17 protein-coding genes are annotated in these 25,563 nt (G+C 64.5%); 4 read left to right on the forward strand and 13 right to left on the reverse strand.

The window, feature by feature from the left end:
* Nucleotides 1-165 precede the first annotated feature (165 nt).
* Nucleotides 166-1,428, reverse strand: a complete 1,263-nt coding sequence (locus AC0X69_RS05115; RefSeq protein WP_482611913.1) for a L,D-transpeptidase family protein — start codon at nucleotides 1,426-1,428, stop codon at nucleotides 166-168.
* A 156-nt stretch (nucleotides 1,429-1,584) separates the two neighbouring features.
* Nucleotides 1,585-2,550, reverse strand: a complete 966-nt coding sequence (locus AC0X69_RS05120; RefSeq protein WP_482611915.1) for an acetyl-CoA carboxylase carboxyltransferase subunit alpha — start codon at nucleotides 2,548-2,550, stop codon at nucleotides 1,585-1,587.
* Nucleotides 2,551-2,720: 170 nt separating this feature from the next.
* Between AC0X69_RS05120 and AC0X69_RS05125 the strand changes: the two genes are divergently transcribed.
* Nucleotides 2,721-3,602 carry an alpha/beta fold hydrolase gene (locus tag AC0X69_RS05125; RefSeq protein WP_482611917.1) on the forward strand — a complete coding sequence of 294 codons (882 nt, stop codon included), beginning with the start codon at nucleotides 2,721-2,723 and terminating at the stop codon, nucleotides 3,600-3,602.
* 26 nt (nucleotides 3,603-3,628) lie between these two features.
* On the opposite strand, the gene AC0X69_RS05130 is transcribed toward AC0X69_RS05125, so the two are convergent.
* From AC0X69_RS05130 to AC0X69_RS05140, 3 genes are read right to left on the reverse strand one after another with little or no spacing between them, the layout of a single operon-like run.
* Nucleotides 3,629-4,984, reverse strand: coding sequence for a TolC family protein (locus tag AC0X69_RS05130; protein WP_482611919.1), 1,356 nt, complete (start codon nucleotides 4,982-4,984; stop codon nucleotides 3,629-3,631).
* On the reverse strand, nucleotides 4,981-8,127 hold the full coding sequence (locus tag AC0X69_RS05135) for an efflux RND transporter permease subunit (RefSeq protein ID WP_482611921.1): 3,147 nt from the start codon (nucleotides 8,125-8,127) through the stop codon (nucleotides 4,981-4,983). Before AC0X69_RS05135 ends, AC0X69_RS05130 begins: the two co-directional genes overlap by 4 nt.
* Nucleotides 8,128-8,136: 9 nt before the next feature.
* Nucleotides 8,137-9,342 (reverse strand): efflux RND transporter periplasmic adaptor subunit, encoded by a 1,206-nt coding sequence (locus tag AC0X69_RS05140; RefSeq protein WP_482611923.1) that lies wholly within the window; start codon nucleotides 9,340-9,342, stop codon nucleotides 8,137-8,139.
* Between the two features lie 298 nt (nucleotides 9,343-9,640).
* On the opposite strand from AC0X69_RS05140, the gene pepN reads away from it, so the two are divergent.
* Both pepN and AC0X69_RS05150 read left to right on the forward strand, forming a co-directional pair.
* Nucleotides 9,641-12,277: an aminopeptidase N gene (gene pepN / locus AC0X69_RS05145; protein ID WP_482611925.1), complete on the forward strand. Its 2,637-nt coding sequence runs from the start codon at nucleotides 9,641-9,643 to the stop codon at nucleotides 12,275-12,277.
* 124 nt (nucleotides 12,278-12,401) lie between these two features.
* Complete coding sequence (locus tag AC0X69_RS05150; protein ID WP_482611927.1) at nucleotides 12,402-14,846, forward strand: PAS domain-containing sensor histidine kinase; 2,445 nt, start codon at nucleotides 12,402-12,404, stop codon at nucleotides 14,844-14,846.
* Here AC0X69_RS05150 and AC0X69_RS05155 read toward each other — a convergent pair.
* The 4 genes from AC0X69_RS05155 to AC0X69_RS05170 form a co-directional block, all read right to left on the reverse strand.
* On the reverse strand, nucleotides 14,738-16,150 hold the full coding sequence (locus AC0X69_RS05155; RefSeq protein WP_482611929.1) for a sensor histidine kinase: 1,413 nt from the start codon (nucleotides 16,148-16,150) through the stop codon (nucleotides 14,738-14,740). The two genes, AC0X69_RS05150 and AC0X69_RS05155, sit on opposite strands and share 109 nt — an antisense overlap.
* The gene (locus AC0X69_RS05160; protein ID WP_482611931.1) at nucleotides 16,134-16,817 is read right to left on the reverse strand and encodes a response regulator transcription factor; all 684 of its coding nucleotides are present in this window, start codon (nucleotides 16,815-16,817) and stop codon (nucleotides 16,134-16,136) included. Before AC0X69_RS05160 ends, AC0X69_RS05155 begins: the two co-directional genes overlap by 17 nt.
* A 173-nt stretch (nucleotides 16,818-16,990) precedes the next feature.
* The gene (locus AC0X69_RS05165; protein ID WP_482611933.1) at nucleotides 16,991-18,499 is read right to left on the reverse strand and encodes a Do family serine endopeptidase; all 1,509 of its coding nucleotides are present in this window, start codon (nucleotides 18,497-18,499) and stop codon (nucleotides 16,991-16,993) included.
* Between the two features lie 154 nt (nucleotides 18,500-18,653).
* Nucleotides 18,654-19,238, reverse strand: a complete 585-nt coding sequence (locus AC0X69_RS05170; protein ID WP_482611935.1) for a nucleoside 2-deoxyribosyltransferase — start codon at nucleotides 19,236-19,238, stop codon at nucleotides 18,654-18,656.
* A 57-nt stretch (nucleotides 19,239-19,295) separates the two neighbouring features.
* Between AC0X69_RS05170 and AC0X69_RS05175 the strand changes: the two genes are divergently transcribed.
* Complete coding sequence (locus AC0X69_RS05175; protein WP_482611937.1) at nucleotides 19,296-19,979, forward strand: hypothetical protein; 684 nt, start codon at nucleotides 19,296-19,298, stop codon at nucleotides 19,977-19,979.
* Nucleotides 19,980-20,022: 43 nt separating this feature from the next.
* Here the strand turns inward: AC0X69_RS05175 and corA are convergent, their stop codons facing one another.
* From corA to gshB, 4 genes are read right to left on the reverse strand one after another with little or no spacing between them, the layout of a single operon-like run.
* Nucleotides 20,023-21,027: a magnesium/cobalt transporter CorA gene (gene corA / locus AC0X69_RS05180; RefSeq protein WP_482611939.1), complete on the reverse strand. Its 1,005-nt coding sequence runs from the start codon at nucleotides 21,025-21,027 to the stop codon at nucleotides 20,023-20,025.
* Between the two features lie 19 nt (nucleotides 21,028-21,046).
* Nucleotides 21,047-21,643, reverse strand: coding sequence for a nucleotide exchange factor GrpE (grpE, locus tag AC0X69_RS05185; RefSeq protein ID WP_482611941.1), 597 nt, complete (start codon nucleotides 21,641-21,643; stop codon nucleotides 21,047-21,049).
* A 55-nt stretch (nucleotides 21,644-21,698) separates the two neighbouring features.
* Nucleotides 21,699-24,509 (reverse strand): [protein-PII] uridylyltransferase, encoded by a 2,811-nt coding sequence (locus tag AC0X69_RS05190; protein WP_482611943.1) that lies wholly within the window; start codon nucleotides 24,507-24,509, stop codon nucleotides 21,699-21,701.
* Nucleotides 24,506-25,483 carry a glutathione synthase gene (gene gshB / locus AC0X69_RS05195; protein WP_482611945.1) on the reverse strand — a complete coding sequence of 326 codons (978 nt, stop codon included), beginning with the start codon at nucleotides 25,481-25,483 and terminating at the stop codon, nucleotides 24,506-24,508. The genes AC0X69_RS05190 and gshB overlap by 4 nt, the downstream gene beginning before the upstream one ends.
* Nucleotides 25,484-25,563: the final 80 nt, after the last annotated feature.

Here is a 25,563-nt window from a genome sequence, read left to right on the forward strand (position 1 = left end):
GACAACTCTCGCTGCGTCGCACTGTTATATTGCTGCGGCGCACAAGAGTCAAGATCAAATTTGGGCGAATAGCGAAGCCGCAGTTTTACCCGGAGCGCCGCGGCCGCGAGAAAAGAAAGCCGCGCCAGGGCGCGGCTTTAAGTTCGCTCGAAGGATCTGAGATGACTAAAAAGATCTGGACGAATGAACGGCGGCGGATCTCCTGACGCCGATCGAGGCCGGCGGCTTGGGAATGTCTGCCGCCGCGGCGTCCTTATGGGGACGCGATAATTTCTTCACGCCGTTGGTAGGGCTCGGGTCGGAAGCGGCCAGAGCGGACATTTCGTGACGGTCGCCGCGCATCGGCGCGAGCGCGACGACGCGTGGGGTCTGCCGGCTTTCGTCAGCGGCCTTGGCCGCCGCGACGGTCACGACCGGCGATTTGGCGGCGAGCTGGACGGCGGCCTTGCCGGCGGCGCGGCTGGACTTCTCATCGAGGGCGATTTCCGTCGGCGGAACAATCGTCTCGGGCCGGCTGACCTCGGCGACGCGCGACGCAAAGGCCGGGTGCTGGCCGCCATCCTCGTAAACGACGCGGACCGGCTTCATGCCGCTCTGCGCGAGTTCGGCGATTTTGGCCTCGTCCTTCGATCTCTTCTCGGCCACGGCCTGGGCGATCTCCGGATCCTGCTTGAGCGGCGGACAGGCGGCGTTGGGATCGAGTTGCGCCGCGCCGGCGGCGTTGAAGACGTAGCGCCGATCGCAGAAGGCGACCTGCGGCTCCTGCAAAGTCACCTCGAAATGATCGGAGCCTTCCTTGAGCTGCTTCCAGAAGTCGATGTTCGGATCGAGACGATGCTTGGCGAGATTTTCCGCCGTCATCTTGAAGGGTAAGGACTGCATCTGGATCGCGCGCTGACCGCCGGCGAGGGACGAACGGGCGATGGCGTAGATCTCGGCGATCTGCTTGTCGGTCATGGAGAAGCAGCCCGCCGAGGAGCAGGCGCCATGCACCATGATGTCGCCGCCGGTGTGGCCGAGGGCGCGGTCAAGCGCGTTCGGATAACCGACGTTGAACGACAGATAATAATTCGAGTTCGGATTCATCTGCGCCGGGCCGATGGCGTAAAAGCCCTCCGGCACCTGGCGATCGCCCTGACGGCGCTTGGGTCCGAGTTGGCCCGACCAGCGGCACATCGGATAGGTCTTGAGATGGACGTAGCGGCCATCGGGCCGCATCTTCCAGATTTCGAGCTCCGCTTCCTTCTTGTAGGCGCGGATCAGCATCGGCGCTTCCTTGGACGTGCCGGCTTGCTCCATGAGGGCGACGGTCTCGGCGGGGATTGGCGCGAGCGAACGATGCGCGAGACCGCTCTGCTCGCAGGCCGAGAGCGCAAAGGCGGCCAGGACGGCAAGCCCCAGCGCAGGCGCTATGCCTCGAGTCATCATGGTGTCCCCTCCGGCGACGCAGCCGCCGCCGCGATAACCTCAGATGCGAGGCCGCCGCGCGTGACTACACAAAACGAACAATGGGACGAGAACGTGTCCGAATCAGCGAGAATCCCGCGTCCATGCGCGTTTAGCGTCAATCTTCTGGAATTTACCTTAACGCTTCTCTTCGAGTTTCCGGCCCATGGCCAGAAACTTGTCGGCGCGGGCGTGTCTCAGCTGCTCTCGCGAGTAATTTGCCAGATCCGCAAGCTCCTTGGCGAGCGCGTCGCCCACTGCGCCGATGGCCGCTTCCGGATCGCGATGGGCGCCGCCCGGCGGCTCGGTGACGATCAGGTCGATGATGCCGAACTTCAGCAGATCCTGCGCGGTGATCTTCATGCTGGTCGCCGCTTCTTGCGCCTTCGCCGAGTCCCGCCACAGGATCGAGGCGGAGGCTTCGGGCGACGCCACGGTGTAGACGGAATGCTCGAGCATCAGCACCTTGTTGGCGGCGGCGATCGCGATCGCGCCGCCAGACCCCCCTTCTCCCACCACAACGGCGACGTTGGGCACGCCGAGCGAGAGCGATACGTCGGTGGAGCGGGCGATCGCCTCGGCCTGGCCACGCTCTTCGGCGTCGATGCCCGGAAAGGCGCCCGCCGTGTCGACAAGAGAAACCACCGGCAAGCCGAACCGGTCGGCGAGCTCCATCAGGCGGACGGCCTTGCGATAGCCTTCCGGCCGCGCCATGCCGAAGTTGTGATGCAGACGGCTGGCGGTGTCGGAGCCCTTCTCCTGGCCGATGACGCAGATCGGCTCGCCCCGAAAGCGGCCGAAGCCGCCGACGATCGCGGAGTCCTCGCCAAACAGCCTGTCGCCGGCGAGCGGCGTGAACTCGTCGACGAGCCGCCGCACGTAATCCGAAAAATGCGGCCGCTGCGGATGCCGCGCCACCTGAATCTTCTGCCAGGGCGTGAGGCCGGCGTAGAGATCGGCGAGCGCCTTGGCGGCTTTGGCCTGGAGCTTGTTCAGCTCCTCGCCAATCGACACGGCCTCGCCGTTTTCGGCCAGCGCGCGCAATTCATCGACCTTGGTTTCGAGTTCTGCGACAGGCTTTTCGAAGTCCAGATAGGAGCGCATTGAGGCGGCGATTTTCCTTTAGGCGAGGGGCGCCTCGCGGTCGCGCGCAAACTCGCCGCAACCGGGTTTGAAGTCAAGGAACGGAAAGCGCCAGCGGCGCAGTTGCGGGATCGCATCCATCGCGTAAATGTCACAGTCGATACGGCGGATTTCGTTAGACAGGAATGGTCATGGCGTCTGCGCAAGAACCGGTTAGCCATTACGTTTCCGCGGCCGACGGGCTCCGCTTGCATTATCTCGATCACCCCGCGCCGGCGGACGGCGGCGAGAGCTTGCTGCCGATCGTCTGCCTGCCGGGGCTGGCCCGCTCGGCGGACGACTTCAACCGCATCGCCCGGGCGCTGCAAGCCGACGGCCGGCGGGTGCTTGCCCTCGACTATCGCGGGCGCGGACGGTCCGACTGGGATCAGGACTGGCGCCGCTATGACTTCGACGTCGAGCAGGAGGATATCCGGGTTCAGCTGGCCGACGCGGGCGTCGAACAGGCGGCGTTCATCGGGACGTCGCGCGGCGGCCTTCACACCATGCGCATCGCGGCTCGGCGGCACGGCGTCGTGCGCGCCGCCGTGCTCAACGACATCGGACCGAAGATCGAGCATTCCGGCCTGCTCCGCATCAAGCGCTACGTCGGCAGGCTGCCGCCGATCCCTTCCATGCGCGAGGCGATCGCCTTGATGCGAATGACCGCCGGCGTCGATTTTTCGAGCGTCTCGCCGCAGGAATGGGAGGAGTATGCGCGCCTCACCTTCGTCGAAAGGGACGGCAAAATTCAGCTGCGCTACGATCCGGAACTGTCGCATACGCTCGATGGGGTAGAGCCCGACGTCGAGCCCGCCGAATATTGGGACGACTTCGAGGCGCTCTCGAGCGTTCCCCTTCTCGCCATTCGCGGCGCGAACTCGGACATCCTCTCGCCCGAAGTGTTTGACGAAATGGCGCGGCGCGCCCCGCGGCTGGAGCGGGTGTGGGTCGACGGCCAGGGGCACGCGCCCTTGCTGCTCGATCAGCCGACAATCTCGCGCATCGCCGCCTTTATTCGCGGCTGTGCCTAGCGGAGATCGCCGCCGCGTGGATCGCGCTAAGGGGCGTAACCGAGCGCTTGATTGAGGCGGGAGATCGCCACGCCGACATTCACCTCGGCGTTCGCCTCCATACGCTGCGCCTCCAGCTGAATTTGACGTACGCGGTAAAGATCGAAAGCGCTGATCTCGCCCAGCTTGAAGGCTCTGCGCGACAGTTCGAACTGATCGTTGGCGACGGAGAGACGGCTGTTCGCGAGTTTGGCGGCGCTCTGCGCCGCCGCCAGCGCCACGCGCGCCGCCTTTATTTCCGCCAGCACGACGCGTTTCGCGCGCTCATATTCTGCGGTGGCGCGATCCATGTCGGCGAGCGCCTCGGCGCGTCTGGGCTCGTTGCGACCAGCGGTCGGCAGCGGGATGCGCAAGCGGACCCCGACGGTCGTCGCATCGGTGCGTTGATTGGTGATCGGATCCATAGGATCGAGCGAACGGTCCGTCGCATATTGATCGTTATGCTCCTGCCGTCCGAAGATGCCGATCTCAGGATTATCGATCGGCGTGGCGTCGACAAGCTCCGCCTGCGCCCTGGCCCGCGCCAGCGCGGCGCGCGGCGCGCGCAGCGCAGGATGATCCTCGATGTCGATCGGCGGCCGCACGGACTCAAGCCGCCCATCCGGCTGGGCGCCGCCGGTCAAGCCCGCGTAATTGACCCGCGCGACCTTGAGCGCCCCCTCCGACTGCGCCAGTTCCGTTTCCGCGGCGAGCGTTTCGTTCTTTGCGAGCAGCGCATCGGTTTGGGCGGCGTCGCCAAGTTCGACGCGACGCGTCATGTCCGCGCCGATGTCGCGCGCCGTGGCGACGCGGTTGCGCGCGACCGAGACGTCGCGCGCCGCGCGCTGCGCACTCCACCACGCGTCGCGCAGAACCCCCGCGACTTCGAGCCGGCGAAGCGCCAGCCGCTCTTCAACCTCGAAAAGGCCGGTCGTGACGGTCCCTGCGTAAGCGTCACGCTGCCCTGGCAGCCACACCGGCATGCCGACCTCGAGTTCGGTTTCGTTGTAATTGCGCAAATTGCCTGCGGCGGCGTTGCGCTGATAGCCGGCGACATAAGGCGAGCCCGGCGTAATCGAATTCGCTGTCGCGTAGCGCGCGGAGATGGCGCGAAACTGCGCTTCGAGCGACCGGCTCTGCGCGTCGATCAAAACGGCCATCTGGAGATGGTTCGGCAGCACGCCTCCGCGTTGCTGCTTGGCGGCGGCCGGCCGTTTTTTCTGGGCTTTCTTCGGCGATGGTTTGACCGAGCCCGCAATCTCCATCGGCGCCGGCTCGCTCTGCTCTTCAGCACAGACTCTCCCCTCAAAGGGCAAAGCGAGCGCCAGTAGTGAGAACGCCGTGAAGACCGCGCCAACCCTCATGCGCGGGCGCCCTCGCGCGCCCGCGTTTCCGCGGGCCGCCGTATCGCGCGCCGGCTGAACTTCTGGCGAATGATCATGCCGAGATTGGCAGTGCGATCGTAAAGGATCGGCAGCAAGATCAGCGTGAGCACCGTGGCCGAGATCAAGCCGCCGATGACGACGACCGCCAGTGGGCGCTGGATCTCGGCGCCGGGCCCATGGGCGAACAGGAAGGGGATCAGGCCGAAGGCGGCGATGGTGGCGGTGAGCATCACAGGGCGCATGCGGCGTCGCGCGCCTTCAAGCACCGCTTCCCGCGTGCTGCGCGTGCCTTCGGCGACAAGCTTGTTGATATACGAAATGAGCACCACCCCGTTAAGAACCGCGATTCCAATGAGCGCAATGAAGCCGACCGAAGATGGCACGGACATGAACTCTCCCGAAAGCCACAGGCCCAGAATGCCTCCGATGGCCGCGAAAGGCACATTGCAGAACACCAGCGTCGCCTGCAGCACCGAATTGAACGTCAGATAAAGCAAGAGAAAGATCAGCGCCAATGCGATGGGCACGACGATCGCCAGCCGCGCGGAGGCGCGCTGCTGATTCTCGAACTGGCCGCCCCACTGATAACGGTATCCAGGCGGCGTCTTCACATTCTTGGCGACGGCTTGCTTGGCTTCATCGACGAATCCCACGAGGTCGCGTCCGGTCACATTGGCGAGAACTGTGGCGAAGCGACGGCCCTCCTCGCGAATGATCTGGATCGGCCCGTCCTCGACCTTTACGTCGGCGAGCTGCGACAATTCGACGACCTTGCCTTCCGACGACACCATCGGCAGACGCGCAAAATCCACCGACGAACGGCGGGAGGTCTCGGAGCCGCGTATGACGAGCGGCGTGCGGATCGGTCCTTCGAGGACGATGCCGACCGGCTGACCGTCGACCCAGACGCGCAGCGCATCCTGAATCTCGCCGGCGTTGAGGCCAAACCGTCCCGCGGCGAGCCTGTCGACGCGCGCCGTCAGATAACGCATGCCGTCATTCTGCAAGCCAAAGACGTCGCGCGCTCCTTTGATCTTGCGCAGCGTCGCCGCCACCTCGCGGGTGAGGCGATTAAGCTCCTGGATATCATCCCCGAATATCTTGACGACGACATCGCCGCGCGCGCCGATGATCATTTCCTGCACGCGCATGTCGATCGGCTGCGAAAAGGCGTAGGAGATCCCCGGCATGCTGTCGAGCACGGCGCGGATCTCGCCCATGAGCCAATCGACGTCCTTATTGCGCCATTCGCTTTGCGGCGCCAGCAGCAGGAAGTTATCCGTCTCATTGAGGCCGACGGGATCGATGCCGAGTTCGTCAGCGCCGGCGCGCGCCATCATGCCCTTGACCTCCGGCACGCGCTCCATGATCGCGCGCTGAATGCGCATGTCGGTTTCCGCAGCCACATTGACGCTGATCGAGGGATGCTTGCGAATCGTGATGACCGGCGTGCCCTCATTCATCACCGGCATGAAGGTCTGGCCGATGCGCGCATAAGCCGTAAAGGCGATGACGAGGCCGAGCACGGCGGCGCCGCCGACGATCAGCGGCCGGTCGAGCGAACGCTTGAGCAGAGGCTCATAGATCGCTGCGATCTTGCGCACGAGCCAGGGTTCGTCGGAATGACCGGGCTTGAGCAACGTCGCGCTTAGCGCCGGAACGACGGTGAGCGACAGCACAAGCGCCGATCCGAGCGCGAAGGCGATGGTCAGCGCCACAGGCGCGAACAGTCGGCCCTCGAGCCCCTCGAGAGAGAGCAACGGCAGGAACACCGTGACAATGATGACGACGCCAGACGTCAGCGGGACGGCGACTTCACGGGTCGCTTCAAGCGTCATGAAGATGCGATCGGAGAGACTGACGTCATGCGCATGCGCCATGCGGTGTTCGACGTTCTCGACGACGACGACGGCGCAATCGACCAAGAGCCCGATGGCGATCGCGAGACCGCCGAGCGACATGATGTTGGCCGAAAGACCCCACCAGCGCATGATGCCGAATGTCGAAAGCGCGGCGAGCGGCAGAATGAGCGACACGACGATCGCCGCGCGCAGATTGCCCAGAAACAGCATCAGAAGGATGACGACGAGGACGATCGCCTCGATCAGCACCTTCTGCACGGTCCACACGGCTTTGCCGATCAGTTCGCTGCGATCATAGAAGATCTCAATCTTGGCGCCGTTCGGCAGCATCGGCTCGATTTCAGCAAGCCGCTCCTTCACGCCATTGACGACCTGCCGCGCATCGGCGCCGCGGAGGCCGAGAACCAGTCCCCACACCGCCTCTCCCTCGCCGTTGCGCACGACGACGCCGTTGCGCGGAAGCGCGCCATTGCGCACCTCGGCGACGTCGCCGACGCGCACGATGCCAGTGCCCCGCGCGGCGATGACGACGGAGCGTATTTCCTCCAGGGACTTCAGACGCCCCTCGGCGCGCACCAGCAGAGCTTCCTCGCCGTCGCGCACGCGCCCGGCGCCGTCGTTCTTGTTGTTGTTGGACAGCGCCGACTGCAGCATTTCCACGGTGACGCCGCGGGACGCCATCGCGGAGGGCGACGGCGCGACTTCAAACGTGCGCACGAAACCGCCAAGCACGTTGAGGTCGGCGACTCCGGGAAGGCCGCGGATCGCCGGGCGAATCGTCCAGTCGATCAGCGTGCGTTGTTCGGTCGGCGTGAGATCGCCGCCGACGATGGTGAACATCAGCATCTCGCCGAGCGGCGTGACGATCGGCGCGAGGCCGCCGGAGACGCCTTCCGGCAACTGACTCTGCGCTTGCGACAAGCGCTCGTTCACCTGGGCCCGCGCCCAATAGATGTCGGTGCCTTCTGAAAATTCGAAGGTGATCAGCGTCACGGAATAGCGCGTGGTCGAGCGCATCCGAACGAGGTTGGGAATGCCTTTCGCCGCAAGTTCGATCGGCACGGTGACGCGCGCCTCCAATTCCTCGGGCGTGAGGCCCGGCGCGCGCATCGCGACCAGCACCTGCACCGGCGCAACGTCTGGAAAGGCGTCGATTGGCAGCTTGAAATAGCTGACGGCGCCCCAGGCGGCGAGGCCGAGCGCGCCGAGAAAGACGAGCAGCCGCTGCTGGAGGGCGACGCGGATCAGTCTTTCAAGCATTGCTTTTCGTCACCTTTCAGCCTCGGCCAGTTCCGCCAGCAAGGTCAGCAGGCCGCGCGTGGCCACGCGGTCGCTTTTCTTGAGCGCGCCCTGCACCGAGGCGTATTGCGGCGTTTCGGAAAGTAGCGTTACAGGGGTTGCGACAAAACCTTCCGGCGTGCGTACGAACACCCAATTGTGGTTCTTGAAGTTGACGAGCGCGTCGGCGGAAACGCGCCACTGCGCCGAACCTCCGCCTGACATGCGGATGATCGCCTGCACCGCCTGGCCGGGGCGCAGGGCGCTGCGTCCGGGACGGAACTCGGCCACGGCGGTCACCGATTGGGTCGCCGCGTCGACGGTGCGGCCGATGCGAATGAGCCTGCCGTCCACTCCCGCCGAAGGCAGATGCACCCGGTCTACATTGTCGAGGCCGGCGGCGCGGCCAAGCGGCACCTGCAGATTGACCCAGATGGGGTCGAGCCGGGCGATCGTGAAGAGCGGCGCCGACGCCTGCACGCGCTCGCCGGTCGTGCCGTGGCGCTGCAGGATGGTCCCGGCGATCGGCGCGCGCACGACAAGCGAGCTTGCGAGCTTGCGATCGCGCTGAAGCGTCTCGATCTCCTGATCCGTCATGCCGGCGAGAGAGAGAATTTGCTTGCGTTCCTCCAGAGCCGAGCGCGCCTGCGTCGCCTCGGCGCGCGTGACGATCAACCGCCGCTCGGCGATGATATGCTCCTTGAACAATTGCTCGTCGCGCCGCAGCTTCTCGGTCGCGAGGCTGGCGTCCGAGACGGCGTGCAGAAAGGCGCGCTGCGCCTCCACGAGTTCAGAAGACTTAAGTGTCGCAATCGCCGCGCCTTGCGTGACGTCCTCGTCGATCGCGACGAGCAAGGTCTCGACGAGACCGGCGGCGGGCGCGGCCACGATGCGCAGCTGCTGCGGCGGCACGGCGACGACTCCCGGCACCACGAGCTCGCCCATGCCCGACTCCTGCTCGATCGGCTGAGTCTCAACGCCGGCGACGCGCATCTGATCTTCGCTGATCTTGACCAGGATCGGCTGCAAACTCGGCGTTTCAGCCGGCTTCTGCGTCTCGGCGGGCTTTTGGGTCTCGGCTGGCTTGCGCGTCTCGACTGGCGCGTTTGGCGCGCCCTGGGCGCTGAGAGTCAGAAAGCCGCCGATCGCGAAAAGGCCAATGAAAGGAGCGAGCGCCCGCCGCATGTGCTTGATCATAAACCTTCGCTTTACAGGCCGGCGCCTGCTTCCGCTGTCGAACCAGCGGGATCGTCCCAAGGGCGAAGCGGCGCGCGCTGGATTGGCGCGTGCGGCGGCGGCCGCCATGTTCTTGGCGCCGCGACGGCGCTGATTTTGCCCTTATGGGGCGACAGGCTCAAGCCAATTCGGCCAATCGCCGGAGATTTTCCAGAAAAAACAGACAGCGCCGCCCGGTATTTGAGGCCTCCGGCCGTCGCAAACGAGCGCGCGCGTTCTATAATCCCGCAGAAACCGTGGCCCTAGCCCTGAGGACGAAATGCGTCATCCTTCGACCGCCGCCATCCGGCTCGCCGACTACCGTCCTGCCGATTTCGCGATCGATTCGGTCGAACTCGACTTCATTCTGCATCCGACCGCGACCCGCGTCTGCGCGCGGCTGACGCTGCGCCGCAATCCGGCCGGAACGCCTGATGCGCCGCTCGTGCTCGACGGCGACGATTTGATCCTGCTCGGCGTCAAGCTCGACGGAAAGGCGCTCAGCCCCGGCGAATATGAAGCGACGCCGGACCGCCTCACTCTCGCCGCAGTTCCCGACGCGCCTTTCACGCTGGAAATCGACACCGAACTCAATCCGAGCGGCAACACGCAGCTTTCCGGCCTCTATCGCTCCGGCTCGGCCTACTGCACGCAATGCGAGGCGGAAGGGTTTCGCCGCATCACCTATTTTCTCGATCGGCCTGACGTTTTGAGCGTCTATACGACGCGCATCGAAGCCGAGAAGAGCGAGGCGCCAATCCTGCTGTCGAACGGCAATCCGGTCGAGCATGGCGACATCGCCGGTTCAAACCGCCACTACGCCGTGTGGCGCGATCCTTTCCCGAAGCCCTCCTATCTCTTTGCGCTTGTCGGGGGGGATCTGGGCGTCGTGCGCGACAAATTCACGACGATGACGGGGCGCGCCATCGATCTCGCCATCTACGTCGAACACGGGAAGGAAGCGCGCGCGGGTTACGCGATGGACGCTCTGAAGCGCTCCATGCGTTGGGACGAAGAAAAATTCGGGCGCGAATATGATCTCGACGTGTTCAACATCGTCGCCGTGTCCGATTTCAACATGGGGGCGATGGAGAACAAGGGCCTCAACATCTTCAACGACAAATATGTGCTCGCCTCGCCGGAGACCGCGACCGATGGCGATTACGCCGGCATCGAGGGCGTCATCGCGCATGAATATTTCCACAATTGGACAGGCAATCGCATCACCTGCCGCGACTGGTTTCAGCTTTGCCTGAAGGAAGGACTGACGGTTTTCCGCGATCAGGAATTTTCGGCCGACATGCGCTCGCGCGCGGTTGAGCGCATCGGCGACGTGCGCGGACTGCGGCTCGCGCAATTCCCGGAAGACGGGGGTCCGCTCGCGCATCCGGTGCGTCCGCAGGTCTATCATGAGATCAACAACTTCTACACGCCGACGGTTTACGAGAAGGGCGCTGAAATCATCCGCATGCTGCGCACGCTGATCGGCGAGGAAGCTTTCCGCTACGGCATGGATCTCTATTTCGAACGTTTCGACGGAACGGCCGCGACGGTTGAAGATTTCCTCTCCTGTTTCGCTGAAGCGTCGCGCCGCGATCTGACGCATTTCGCGCTTTGGTACAGTCAGGCGGGAACGCCCATCGTGACGACCTCGAGCGACTATGATCCGATCGCGAAGACATTCACTCTGAAGTTACGTCAGGAGACGGCGCCGACGCCGGGTCAGAGCGACAAGAAGCCGGTCGTCATTCCCCTGGCGCTCGCGCTTTTTGGCGAGAACGGACAGAAGCTCGATCTCGTGAGCGAAGACGCTGCGTCGACAGAACTCGCGCGCGGTTTGATCGAACTTGACTCGGCTGAGCGCGTCATCCGCTTCCGCGAGATTCACGCACGGCCCGTCGTCTCGCTGCTGCGCGGGTTTTCCGCGCCTGTGCGCCTCGATCCCACGCCGTCGAGCGAGGACCTCGAGCGCCTGCTCGCCTACGACGACGATCCGTTCAATCGCTGGCAGGCCTCGCAGAACCTCGCCCTGCGCGCGATTTTCGGGCGGCTTGAAACGGGCGCTCTGGACGCCAGGGGACTGAGCGAAGCGCTGCGCCTGCTGTTGGCCGGCGCCGAGGACGATCCGGCGTTTGTCGCGCAGGCGCTGTCGCTGCCGTCCGACATAGACCTCGCGCGCGAAAAGGGCGCCGATGTCGATCCTGACGTTCTGTTTGAAGCCCGCATGGCGTTACGTGCAGAACTCGGCAGGTCGCTCGGCGCAGAGCTTAGCGCGACCTACGCGACCCTTTCGGTAGCCGCTCCCTATTCCCCTGATGCTGCGAGCGCGGGCCGGCGCGCGCTGCGCAATGTGGCGCTCGATCTCCTGGCCGGCGGCGATCCCGAGAAAGGGCGCGCGCTCGCGATGACGCAGTTCGAGACCGCGGGCAATATGACCGACAAGCTCGCCGCGCTCGCGACGCTGGCGCTCCTCGGCGGTCATGCGCGCGAGGAGGCCTTCTCTCGCTTCTATGCGCAATATGCCGGAGACGCGCTCGTCATCGACAAATGGTTCTCGCTGCAGGCGATGATTCCGGAAGCAGCGACGACGCAGCGCGTGTTGGGTCTGATGACGCATCGGGAATTCTCGATGACCAATCCCAATCGCGTGCGCGCCCTGATCGGCGCTTTCGCGAACGGCAATCTCACGCGCTTTCATGCGCTCGACGGATCAGGATACGACTTATTGACGAGCGTCGTTCTCGAGCTCGATCCGAAGAATCCCCAGGTGTCGGCGCGGCTTCTCTCGGCGCTGCGATCCTGGCGCACGATGGAGCCGCGACGCCGTGACCTCATCGAAGTCCGGCTCAAGCATATCGTCGCGCAGGACAACCTCTCCGCGGACCTGCGCGATATCGCGACGCGGGCGCTCGGCTGAGGGCGCCCAAAAAAGAGTCGTTAACGTCGCGTTAAGGTCTGGACAATCGCGCCTCGAGAGATTCGAATGAAGGTGATTCGGGCGTCAAGCCGCGTTCGCATCACAATCATCTCGGAGGCTCAAGATGGCGCGCGCTCCCGCTGCCCGCGTGAAGACTCACGCCCATACGGTGTGGGGAGCGTATCGGTTCGATGAGGATGACGCGAAGGGATCGAAGGAGCTCGCCTGGCTGCGTCCGCTGGCTTTCGCCGTCTGCGCGGTCTGCCTCGTCTCTCTCGCCGCCTTCGTTGTGTCTCTGACCGCCGCGATGCAGGACCGGCTGGTCGAGCAGGCCGTCGACGATCTCGAGCTTTTCGCGCGCGCCGTGTCGCTCGATCTGCGCGACAAGATAAAGACCGGCGCGCAAAAGCAGCCGTTTGGCGCGCCGCTCGATCAGCTGCTGCCGCAGGGGGCGCTGGCGCGCGGACGGCGCATTCTGGTGACGGACGAGCATGGCCGCGTCGCCGCGGCGTTTCCGCCAATTCCCACAAGAGACCTCACGCTGTCGCAGGCGCTCGGCGCCGAACAGGCGCTCGTCGACTTCGCTGATAATTCAGGCGTGATGCGCGTCATACTGCCCGAAGGCGTCCCCGCGCTCGTCAGCGTCAGGAAGCTGCCGACGCCATTTGGCCAAGTGGCGATGATCTATCCGGTCGACAATGTGCTGGGCGAGTGGCGCGTCATCGCCGCGCGATATGCGCTGATTTTCGCCGGCGCCACGCTGCTGCTGCTTCTCATCGTCGCCGCCTACATCCATCAGACCCGGCGCCGGGAGGAGCTCGAACGCGCCAACACGCTGATCCGTCGACGTCTCGAAGCGGCGCTGTCTCGCGGCAGGTGCGGACTCTGGGAGTGGGACATTACGCGCGGCCGGATTTATTGGTCGGACTCCATGTATGAAATGCTGGGGCTGCCGGCCGAACGCCGTTCTCTCTCCTATGCCGAATTGAGCGAGCTGCTGCATCCCGACGACGGCGATTTCCAGACGATGGCCGATATCGTCGCCACCACGCGGACGAGCAGCGTCGATCACGAGTTTCGGCTCAAGAACGCCGCCGGCGAATGGATCTGGCTGCGCGCGCGGGCGCAGATCGTCGAAGACGGCCGCGAAGCCGGCAGGCATCTCATCGGGATCGCCATCGACGTTTCGGAGCAGCGCGCGCTGGCCGAGCAAACCAGGATGGCCAATCTGCGCCTGCGCGATGCGATCGACGCGATTTCCGAGGCCTTCGTGCTGTGGGACTCCAAGAATCGACTCGTGACCTGCAATTCGAAATTTCTCGCGCTGCATGGGCTGTCGGCGGACGCCGCAACCGCCGGCGCGAGCTATCGACAAATCATGAGCTGCGCCACCGCGCCGCTGATCCGCACCGAAGTCGCATCCCCGGACGGTCCCTCCCCAGACGCGCGCACGTATGAGGCGCAGCTTGTCGACGGTCGCTGGCTGCAGATCAACGAGCGCCGCACCAAGGACGGCGGCTATGTGTCGGTTGGCGCCGACATCACCGCGCTCAAGCGCAATGAAGAGAAGCTTCGCGAATCGGAGCGCCGCCTGACGGCGAGCGTCGCCGATCTTACCCGCTCGCGACAGACTCTGGAGATGCAGGCGCAGCAGCTCGCGACTCTCGCCGAACAATATCATCACCAGAAGGCGGAAGCGGAAGCCGCTTACGTGGCGAAATCGGAGTTCCTGGCCAATATGAGCCACGAACTGCGCACGCCGCTCAACGCCATCATCGGATTTTCGGAGATGATGGAGGCGGAGCCCTTCGGCGCTCTCGGTTCGCCGAAATATCTCGAATATTGCAGCGGCATTCGTCAGGGCGGCAATTACCTCAACGAAGTGCTGTCCGACATTCTTGACATGTCGCGTCTCGAAGCCGGCCTCGTCCGTCTCGCTGAACGCGAGTTCAATGTCGCGGAAGCGCTGCGCAAGGCCATCTGCGCCTTTCGCGCGCGCGCCGAGATCAAGAACATCGAACTCGTCGCCGACGCCGGCGAGAACCTGCGTTGCGTCGGCGACGAGGCGGCGATCGTCAAGACGCTGAGCATTTTTCTCTCCAACGCCGTCAAATTCAGCGACAGCGGACGTGTCGTGCGGGTGCGCGCGCGGTCGCACGGCGGCGCGATCGACGTCTATATCGAGGACTCCGGACGCGGCATTGACCCCCGCGCCATTTCAAAGCTCGGCAAGCCGTTCGAGCAATGCGCCGACCTGATGGAAAACGGCATGCGCGGATCGGGGCTCGGCCTCGCCATCGCCCGCGCGCTCATCGAATTGCATGGCGGCGCGCTACGTTTCCGCTCCCGTCTTGGAGAGGGCACCGTCGTGATGATGCGTCTGCCGGCCGCCTCGGCGACAGTGACCCCGCTGAAGCCGCGTCTCATCGAGCAATCCGGCGCGCCCTCACGAGCGGCGTCTTACGCGCGCTCCATTCGCGCGGGCGGGCCGACGGTCGTCCGCATCGCCGGCAGCGACAGCACGACGCGCAATCCCGGCGCATTATCCTCTATCCGCAACGCGCCGTGATGCATTCGCGCGACCGCCGCCGCCAGCGACAGCCCAAGACCTGAACCCGGCCGCGAACGCGAATTCTCAAGCCGGACGAAACGTCCGACCACTCGCTCGCGATCCGCCGGCGCAATGCCGGGTCCCCGATCAGAGACGACAATTTCCACCCGGTCGCCGACGCGCCCCGCCTCGATGGCGATACGCGGTTCGTCGCCGCCGCCGCCATATTTCAGCGCGTTGTCGACGAGATTGACTAGCGCCTGGCCGAGCAATTCGCGGCTACCGGTGATCGCGAGCCCCTCCTGCGCCGCGACGTCGAGACGCACGCCCTGCTCTTCCGCGACGGGCTCATACATTTCGGCGATGTCGCGAACGACGGCGTCGGCGTCAAAGACGGCCATGTTGTCGCTCGAATAGCCCGCCTCGGCGCGCGCGATCATCAACAGGGCGTTGAATACTCTGATGAGACTGTCGGACTCTTCAATCACCGCGGCGAGCGCCTCGCGATGCTCGCCGTTGCTGGAGCCCGCACGCAAAGCCGCCTCGGCGCGGTTGCGCAGGCGGGTCAGCGGCGTCTTCAGATCATGCGCGATATTGTCGGAAACTTCGCACAAGCCGACCATCAGCTCGCTGATGCGCTCGAGCATGGCGTTGAAATTTTCCGCCAGCCTGTCGAGTTCGTCGCCGGCGCCGGAGACCGCCAGGCGCTCATTCATGTCGCCCGCCATGATGCGCCGCGCCGACGCCGACATCACGTCGACGCGTTCAAGCATGCGGTGCGAGACGAACAGTCCGCCGAGCGCGCCAACGAGCGCGAGCCAGAACAGCGAAACGCCAAGCGCCCGGCGCAGAATGCCGCGAAGCACCTCGTGGTCTTCGATATCGTGGCCGATGAGCAGGCGAAAGCCGCCGGGAAGGAGGAACAGCCGAAGCAAGGCCGGATGTCTTATTCCCGGTTCGCCGCGCCGCTCATAGGTCGTCTCGACGAGTTCGGTGCCGCCGGAGGGCGTAAAAATCGGCTGCTCGATATTGCCGACGATGACTTCTCCGGAATGACTTGAGAGCAGATAGAGCGAACTGCCGGGCGCGCGCACGCGCCGCTCCACGGCGTTTGCCAGCTGACGCAAGCCGCCCTGTGAATATTGTTCGGAGAGCGCTCGGATTTCGGCGTCGACGGTCTGTTCGATCTGCTCGTCGAGCACTTCCTTGACGCGCGCGCCAACGCGCGCGAGCACGAGCCCCGCGCCGATCGAAAACAGCACGAGATAGGCGATCGACAGTTTGAACGCCGTCGTTCGAAAAAGCTTACCGAGCGCCGTCACGGATCATATACCCTGCCCCGCGGATCGTGTGCAGAAGCGGGTTCTCGCGGCCTTTGTCGATCTTGGAGCGCAGGCGGGAAATGTGCACGTCGATGACATTGGTCTGCGGATCGAAGTGATAATCCCAGACGTTTTCGAGCAGCATGGTGCGGGTCACCACCTGGCCCGCATGCTTCATGAGATATTCCAGCAGCCGGAACTCGCGCGGCTGCAGCGCGACCTCCTGCCCGGCGACCGTCACCTTGTGCGACAGGCGATCGAGCTCCAGATCGCCGACCCGATATTGCGTTTCTTCGCCCTTCGGGCCAACGCGACGGCGGGCCAGCGCTTCGACGCGCGCGAGCAGTTCCGAGAAGGCATAGGGCTTCGGCAGATAGTCGTCGCCGCCGGCGCGTAGGCCCTTCACGCGGTCGTCGACCTGGCCGAGCGCGGAGAGAATGAGCGCGGGCGTTTGGACGCCCTGTTCGCGCAAGCCGGAGATCAGCGAGAGCCCGTCCATCTTGGGCAGCATCCTGTCGACGATCAGCACGTCATACTCGCCTTCGCTGGCGCGCCCATAGCCGGCCAGCCCGTCGGGGGCGTGTTCGGCGACGTGGCCCTGCTCCCGGAAAGCCTTGACGAGGTATTCGCTCGCTTCGCTGTCGTCTTCAATGATGAGGATGCGCATGTTTCAGTATAGCCGAGATTGCAAAAAAACGGCAGGCCGGCGCATGACGCGCCAGCCTGCCCGCGATCGGGAGCCAGGAGGGGACTGGCTCTGCCCGACGCTCTTCATTGCGGAGACCGGCTGCGGGCGGGTGCAGTGTGTCGGCCTCGACGCAAGAAGTTCCTTGAGCCGGCTTAGCCGGCGCCCTTCACCGGGACGGCGATGAATTTCGCGCCGTCCGCAGACTTCACTCGAAGCAGCACCGAACGCCGACCTTCCTTGCGGGCGGTCTCGAACGCGCTGGCGAGCTGCCCGCGAGAATTGACCGGCTGCCCGCCGGCCTCGACGATCACGTCGCCTCTGCGCAATCCCTTTTGAGCGGCGACGCCGGACGGATCGAGGTCCGCGACGAAGAGCCCTTCCCGGCCCGCGCCGCGAACATCGGCCGCCGGCGCCAAGTCGAGCCCGAGGCCGGATAATTCAGGACCGCGCTCCGAGAAGTCTTCGTCGTCGGCGCGCGCCTCGCGTTCGTCGGGCAAGGCGCCGAGTTTGAGCTTCACCGTCCTTTCGGCGCCCGAGCGCAGATAGGTGATGTCCACCGTCTTGCCGGGGCCGAGCGCGGCGATGCGGCGCGCGAGATCGCGCGAGGTTTCAATCTTGTCGCCATTGACCGCGGTAATGACGTCGCCAGACTTGAGGCCGGCGTCTTCGGCCGGAGCGCCACGCTGGGGCTGCGCAATCAGCGCGCCCTTGGTGGACTTCAAGCCCATGCTGTCGGCGATTTCCTGCGTCACGTTCTGGATCTTCACGCCGATCCAGCCGCGCGACACCGTGCCCTTCTCCTTGAGCGCCGCGACGACGTCCTTCGCGACTTCCGTGGGAATGGCGAAGCCGATGCCGACCGAGCCGCCGGACGGCGAGTAGATCGCCGTATTCACGCCGATCACATTGCCGTGAGAGTCGAACGCGGGACCGCCGGAATTGCCCCGGTTAACGGGCGCGTCGATCTGAAGAAAGTCATCGTAAGGCCCCGCGCCGATGTCGCGTCCCCTCGCGGAGATAATGCCGGCCGTCACCGAGCCGCCCAGGCCGAAGGGATTGCCAACCGCGATCACCCAGTCGCCGACGCGCGGCGCCGCCGAGCCCCAGTCGACATAGGGCAACTTCTGGCCGTCGCTGATCTTGAGCAGCGCCAGGTCGGTGCGCTTGTCCGTTCCGACGACCTTGGCCGGAAGCGTTCTGCCATCGTCGAGCGCGACCTCGACCTCATTCGCATGGTCGACCACGTGATTGTTGGTGACGACATAGCCGTCGGGGCTGATGATGAACCCGGAGCCCTGCGACATCGTCATGTGCTTCTGCGGACGACCGGCGCCCGGCTCTCCGAAGCGCTTGAAGAAGCGGTACATCGGGTCGTCCGGCGACATCTCAGGCACCTCGAAGATGCCGCCCTGGGAGTCGTCGACAGCCTTGACCTTGATGGCGACGACGGCGGGCTTAACCCGCTCGACGACGTCGGCGAAAGACGCAGGACCGGCGACGACCGACCCTGAAAGCGGCGCTTCGGCGAAAGCCGGCGTCAGCGGCGCAGGCGCGATCGCCGCGCCAAGCGCGAACGCCGCGGCGGCGCCCATCAGCGTCAGGCGGGAGGCCCGGCGGGGCGCGGCGGCGGCGCGGTCGCGAAGATTGATTGCGATAGGCATTTCTCGAAAATCTCCATCTCTGAGCGACGCCCCGCGGAGGAGAAGCGTAACGTCGCTGCGAGATGAAACATGGAGATCGTCGCTTTGCCGTCCAATGGCGGCGGGATGAAACTTTCGTAAGGCGGTGGGCCTCAGAGGCGTGGCGAGGGGCGGCCTATGCCGCTGCAGCGCCGTTTCGCCCTGAGCGAAAGAAAGCCGCGGCCTGCCGCAAGCAGCGGTCGAAGCCCTCAAGATCCGTGAAGCTGCGCTCCGGGCTCACGTCCCGCACGACGATCTCCCAGCCCTGCGAGCGCACCGCTTCCGCGATCATGAGATTGTCCACGAGGCCGAAATTCTCGACGCTCATGCCGTCGCCGGCGAATTCGCGTCCCTCCGCCGGGGCGCCTGCGCCAAATGCTTCGACGACGCGATCACGGTAATTCGTCGCCACATTGGTGTAAGCGAAAACCGGCTTTCCCAACGCGAAAGCGAAACCGACTTCGAAGGCCGTGCCGGGATCGACGCTCAGGCCACGGAAAGGCGTGATGTTCGCGACCACCGCCGCGCACTGGCGCATCAGCGTGACATTCGCGTTGAATATGCGTTCCGATATGCCATCCTGACGCGTAAGCGCGAGTTCCGCGTCGAGGGGAAACACGCCGACCAGTCCGTGATCGCTGCAATGCGCTTTCTTCACGCGCCCGACGTCGATCGCATCGGCGAGGAAAACGTCGGGCCCCGCCAGATAAACGGCCGCCATCGGCGCGCCCCCATGGATTCGTTCGAAATATTATAGCGGCAGCGGAGCCTCATTGCGATGACGAATAAAGCGACAAAGAAGATAACGGACTTCGATCTCAGCAAACTGGCCGATCCCGCCGAGCCGCGGACCGCGCAAATCCTCATCGCGTATAATGCGCTGCGCGCCTTCGAAAGCGACTACGACAAGGCGCAAGGCCAGCTGCGGACCATCGCTTCCGCCTGGCTCCTCGCGGGCGTGGGCGCCTGCGGCTTCCTTGTCAACGCGGAATTCGCCAAGGATGGCTGGGACCATTCCGCTGCGGCGGTCGCGCGGCAGGCGGTCATCTTCGTCGTCGCGTTCGGCGTGTCGGCGCTCTGGCGGCTCGATCAGAAGGTCTATCAGCAACTTCTCCATACCGTATTCGCACTGGGTCATCGCATCGAAAGGGAATACCCCTGCGTCCCGCCAACGCGCCATGCGCTCTATGAACTGAATAGCGACATCACTGGCGAACTCGGCCATTTCTACGTTCGGCCGCTCGAACTGATCTTTATTGCCGGTGTAATAAATGCGGTCGCCGCGCTCCCACCTTTCTTCAAGTCGATTTCTCAGACGGTTCAGATCAACGCAACGGAAGCAGGTTCGGCCCTCGTGCTGTGCTTCATGATTCTCGCAGCCCACTACGCATATTGGACTTCGATAAAGAACGAGTCGCTCGGCTGGGGGACGCTGCAGCAGCACGTGAAACGCGACGACTAGCCCCATGCCAATTTGTTTGACCCGGCAGGACGCCAGTCGCGCGCTACAGCCAGCCGGCGCGGCGGAGCCGGTAATAGAGATAGCCGCAGATCGTCGCCGTCACGCCGATGACGACGTAATAGCCGTATTCCCATTTGAGTTCTGGCATGTGCTCGAAGTTCATGCCGTAGATTCCGGCGACGGCCGTGGGCACGGCGAGAATCGCCGCCCAGGCGGCGAGCCGGCGTGAAATATCAGTTTGCTGCATTTGCGCGTTCATGAGGCTCGATTCGAAGGCGAACGCGAGCGTTTCCCGCATCGTGTCGATGCGCTCCTGGACGCGGCGCAAATGATCACGAACGTCGCGGAAATGCGGCCGCATCTGGCGATCGATGGCGACGACGTCGCTGCGCTCCAGACGGCGGCAGACGTCGGCAAGCGGCGTCGCGGCGTTGCGCAAATGCAGGAGGTCGCGCCGCAGACTGTAGAGCTGCTCGATTTCCGGCTTGCCCATTGTCGTTGCGAGAACATGATCCTCGATGTCCTCGACCTCATCGCTGATCGCGTCGAGGACCGGAAAGTAATTGTCGACGATGAAATCGAGAATTGCGTAGACGATGAAGTCTTCGCCTTCGGAGAGGCGCTCCGCGCGGGCTTCGCAGCGTTCGCGCACATGTGCATAAGAGCTGGACGCGCCGTGCCGCACGCTCACGACAAAGCCGACGCCGACGAAAAGATGCGTCTCGCCGAAGGCGATGCGGCCCTCGACCATCTGCGCCGTGCGCGCGACGATGAAGACGCTGTCCTCATATTCTTCAAGCTTTGGGAACTGATGCGCCTTGAACGCGTCTTCGATCGCGAGGTGATGCAGTGAGAACTGGCGGCCGACGCGCTCCAGCAGATCCTTTGACGGTTCGTGGAGTCCGATCCAGACGACATAGCCTTCACGCTTCGCCCACTCTCCCGCCTCATCGACCTCGATGTCGGCGATCTTTCGGCCGTCCTGATAGACGGCCGCCGCGACAACGCCGGCTTCCTGAATCGTTGTCGCTGCCGCTCGATCGTCCATGCGCGTCCCCGGCCGCTGATCAGGACGGCTTCGATCCGCCGCGCGTCACGCCGACCTTTGCGGGGCGCAGCACGCGTTCGCCGATCATGTAGCCTTGCTCGACGACCTGAGCGACCGTGCCCGCCGGCTGCGTCTCGTCGGGGATCTCAAACAGCGCTTCGTGTTGATTGGGATCGAAGCGCGCGCCCTGGGCTTCGATCTTCTTCACGCCGAAACGCGTCAGCCGGGCGAGAAAATCGCGCTCCATCACCTCGACGCCTTGGAGGAGCGACGCGACCGCCGGATCCCCGCGCGAGCCTTCGGGCACGTTCTCGACCGCGCGACGCAGATTATCGGCGAACGACAGCATTTCGCGCGCAAAATTGGCGACGCCGTAAGCCTTCGCGTCGGCGACTTCGCGCTCGGCGCGCCGTCGCACATTCTCGACTTCGGCGAGCGCCCGAAGCAGCTTGTCCTTTAAGCCTGCATTCTCGGCATAAAGATTTTCCAGCTCGGTGAACGGCTCCGGCTGCGCAATATCGGATTCAGCCGACGGCTGCGATAAGGACGAAGGCTCCGCAACGCCTCGATTCTCCGTCGCGTCGGCCTTTTTGTCCGCGTTCCTTGGATCACTCATGCTGTCACCATCGTCATTCGTAAAGGTCTGGATATCTGCGCGCCAAACGTCAAAATCAAGTCGCGGCGACCGTGGGCGTTCTGGCTCCTCGCACGCCCGGGCCGCGAAACACATCGAGGAGCTGGCGCTTGATCGCCGCCTGCCGCTGCGGCGAGGCGATCTTCGTTCCCGTCAGATCCGTCACATAGAAAGCGTCGACCGCGCGTTCGCCGAAGGTCACGATATGGGCGGAGGCGATGTTGAGATTGAGCCGGGAAATCGCATTGGTGAGTTCGAAGAGCAGACCTTCTCTGTCAAGTCCCGACACCTCGATGACCGTATAGACGTTGGAGAGGCTGTTATCGACGACGACCTCGGGCGCGACCGAGAAGGCGTCGGTCGGCAGAACGGCTTTGGCGCGCGCCTTCAGCTCTTCCGACACGACGACCTCGCCGCGCAGCGCCCTCGCGATGAGATCGGCGATGCGTCGGGCGCGGCGCAATTCATCTTCATCATAGTCGAAAGCGCGCGAGAAAAAGATCGTGTCGAGCGCGAGACCGTCCGCGGTGGTGAAGATATGCGCATCGACGATGTTGGCGCCGCCCGCCGCGCAGCCGCCGGCGATGATCGACAATAGGCGCGGGTTGTCCGGCGCAACGACGGTCAGCTCCACGGCGCCCCGCGTCCTGTCGAGTTCGACCGATGTCGCCAGCGGCGCCGAGGCGCCGGTCATCTTGCGAAGCAGCTCCGCGTGACCGCGCTTGCGCGCGACGTCGACCTTGAGCCAGTAGGCCGGATAGTGGCGCTTCGCGTAGGCGTCGAACTCCTCGTCGCTCCACTCGGGCAGCGCCGCGCGCAGTTCCGCTTTGGCAGCGGCGACTCGGCTCTTGCGATCGACCGCCGAATGGCCGCCGCCGAGCACGACCTCGGTCTCCCAGTACAGCACGCGGAGCAGCTGCGCCTTCCAGGCGTCGAGCACGCCGGGCCCGACCGCGTTGATGTCGCAGACGGTGAGCACGAACAGCATCTTCAGCCGCTCCATCGTCTGAACGATCGCGGTGAAATTCTCGATGGTGACGCGGTCGGAGAGATCGCGGCTCTGCGCGAAACTCGACATGGTGAGATGATGTTCGACAAGCCAGGCGACGGACTCCGTCTCTCCTGGCGTGAATCCCAAGCGCGGACACAGGCTGCGCGCCACCTCCATGCCGGCGAGCGAGTGGTCCTCCTTTCGGCCCTTGGCGATGTCGTGGAGAAACAGGCCGAGATAAAGAACCTTGCGGTTGACGATCGTCGGCAGGATTTCGTCGACGAGCTGCTGATGCTCCGGCATGCGTCCGGCTTCGAGATCGGACAGTCCGCCGACCGCGCGCAGCAGATGTTCGTCGACCGTATAGTGATGATACATGTTGAACTGCATCATCGCGACGACTTTGCCGAACTCCGGAATAAAGCGGCCGAGCACGCCGGTCTCGTTCATCCGGCGCAGCGTGATTTCGGTCATGTTGCGCGAGAGCAGGATTTCGAGAAACAGCCGATTGGCTTCCTTGTTCACGCGCAGATTGGCGTCGATCAGGCGCAGCGAGAGAGTGACCGCGCGCAAGGCGTCCGGGTGCAGCGGCAGGCCGTGATGATCCGCCATCCAGAACAGCCGGATGATATTGACGGGATCGCGCTTGAACACGTCGGCGTCGACGATGCTGATGCGATCGTGATCGACGATGAAATCACCCTGCGGCGCGCGGCTGCGCCGGCGCCGGAACGGCTGCAGAAAGCGCTCAAAGATCGCGCGCGGCTTCGCCTGCTTCTCTTCGAGCGCCGCGCAGACGATCGCGGTGAGATCGCCGACTTCCTTCGCGACGAGGAAATAATGCTTCATGAACCGCTCGACCGGCGACAGTCCGCTGCGGTCGTGATAGCCGAGTCGCCTGGCGATCGTCGGCTGCACGTCGAAGGCGAGCCGTTCCTCGGCGCGCCCCGTCGCGAAATGCAGATGGCAGCGCACGCGCCACAAAAACTCTTCGCAGCGTTCGAAGAGGCTGAGTTCGGCCGCGGTGAACAGGCCAGCGGCGACGAGCTCCTTCGCCTCGCGCACCCGATAGACATATTTGGCGATCCAGAACAGCGTATTAAGATCGCGCAGGCCGCCCTTGCCTTCCTTGACGTTCGGTTCGACGAGATAGCGCGAGGCGCCGGCGCGCATCACCCGCGCGTCGCGTTCCGCGAGCTTGGCGGAGACGAATTCGCGCGTGTCCAGCCGGGCGATTTCGCGGTCGAAGCTTTCGCGAAACTCGCTGAACAGTTCGGCGTTACCGAGAATGAAGCGCGCTTCCAGAAGCGTCGTTCGAATCGTCATGTCGGCGCGCGCCTGACGCATGCATTCGGCGACCGAGCGCGTCGCATGGCCGACCTTCTGACGCAGATCCCAGAGAATATAAAGGATCGCCTCGATGACGCTTTCGCCCCACGGCGTCTGTTTGTAGGGCACGAGAAACAGAAGATCGATGTCGGAGCCCGGCGCGAGCGCGCCGCGCCCATAGCCGCCGACGGCGACGATGGAGAGACGCTCGGCGAAGGTCGGATTGTCGACGACGTAAACAAAGCGCACGACATAGTCGTAGATGGCGCCGATCAGCTCGTCTTCGAGCGCCGAAAGCAATCTGGCGCAGGCGAGGCCGGAGCCGCGCGCCTCGAGCCGCGCGCGAGCGATCTCGCGTCCTTCCGCCAGCGCGGAGCGAAACAGTTCGACGATCGCCGTACGCCGCGAGTGGCCGCGCTCCTTTTTGCAGATCGCCTCGACCGCAGGGGCGAGCGCCTGGCGCAAGCCATGAAACTGCTTCTCGGGGTCGAGGCCGGCGAAGACGCTGAGCGACGCCACTTCGTTCATGACGTAAATTCCGGCGATCGGCCCAGGGAGCGCAGGGCGCGCAGACGCGCCTCGATGGCGTCGAAGAGCGGCGGCGCGAGATTTGGCCCGCCGACTCGCTTCAGCGCGCGCAGCCCGGTTGGCGAAGTTACATTGATCTCGGTCAGCCAGCCGTCAATCACGTCGATGCCGACAAAAATCAATCCGCGCCGCTTCAGTTCCGGCCCGAGCCTCGCGCAGATCTCCTTCTCTCGCGCATCGAGTTCGGACGCCGCGGGCGCCCCGCCGCGCACCAGATTCGAGCGAATGTCGTCATCGGCGGGAATGCGATTGAGCGCGCCCATCGCCTCGCCGTCGATGAGCAGGATGCGCTTGTCGCCCTTCACGATCTCCGGCAGGAAGCGCTGCACGACCCAGGGTTCGCGGAAGGTCGTCGCGAACATGTCGAAGAGCGAGCCGAAGTTCGGATCGCGGCGCGTGACCTTGAACACCGCGGCGCCGCCATGACCGTAGAGCGGCTTCATGACGATGGCGTCATGCTTGGCGCGAAAGCGCTCGATCGCCGCGCGGTCGCGCGTGATCAGCGTCGGCGGCATCAGGTCGGCGAACGCCATCACGAAGATTTTTTCCGGCGCGTTGCGCACATGCGCGGGGTCGTTGACGACGAGAGTCCGCGGCGCGAGCCGCTCCAGAAAATGCGTCGAGGTGATATAGGCGAGATCGAAGGGCGGATCCTGGCGCAGCAGCACGACGTCCATCGCGCCGAGTTCAAGATCGGTCGCCTCGCCGAGCGCATAATAGCGGGAGGGATCGTCGAAAACGTCGATGCGATGCGCGCGGGCGGTCAGCCTGTCGCCTTCGAGCGACAATTGGTCGGGCGTGTAAAACCACAGGCGATGGCCCCTGAGCTTCGCCTCCAGCATCAGCGCGAAGGTGGAATCGCCAGCAAAATTAATGCGTTCCAATGGGTCCATCTGGACCGCTATCTCGAGCATCGATCCCCCTGCCGCGGCCGGGCGCCCGTCCGTGAAGCGAGCGCGGCGCCGGTGGACACATAGCAGGAGAATGGCGGGCC

This window comes from Methylocystis sp. Uni0008, assembly GCF_056838045.1.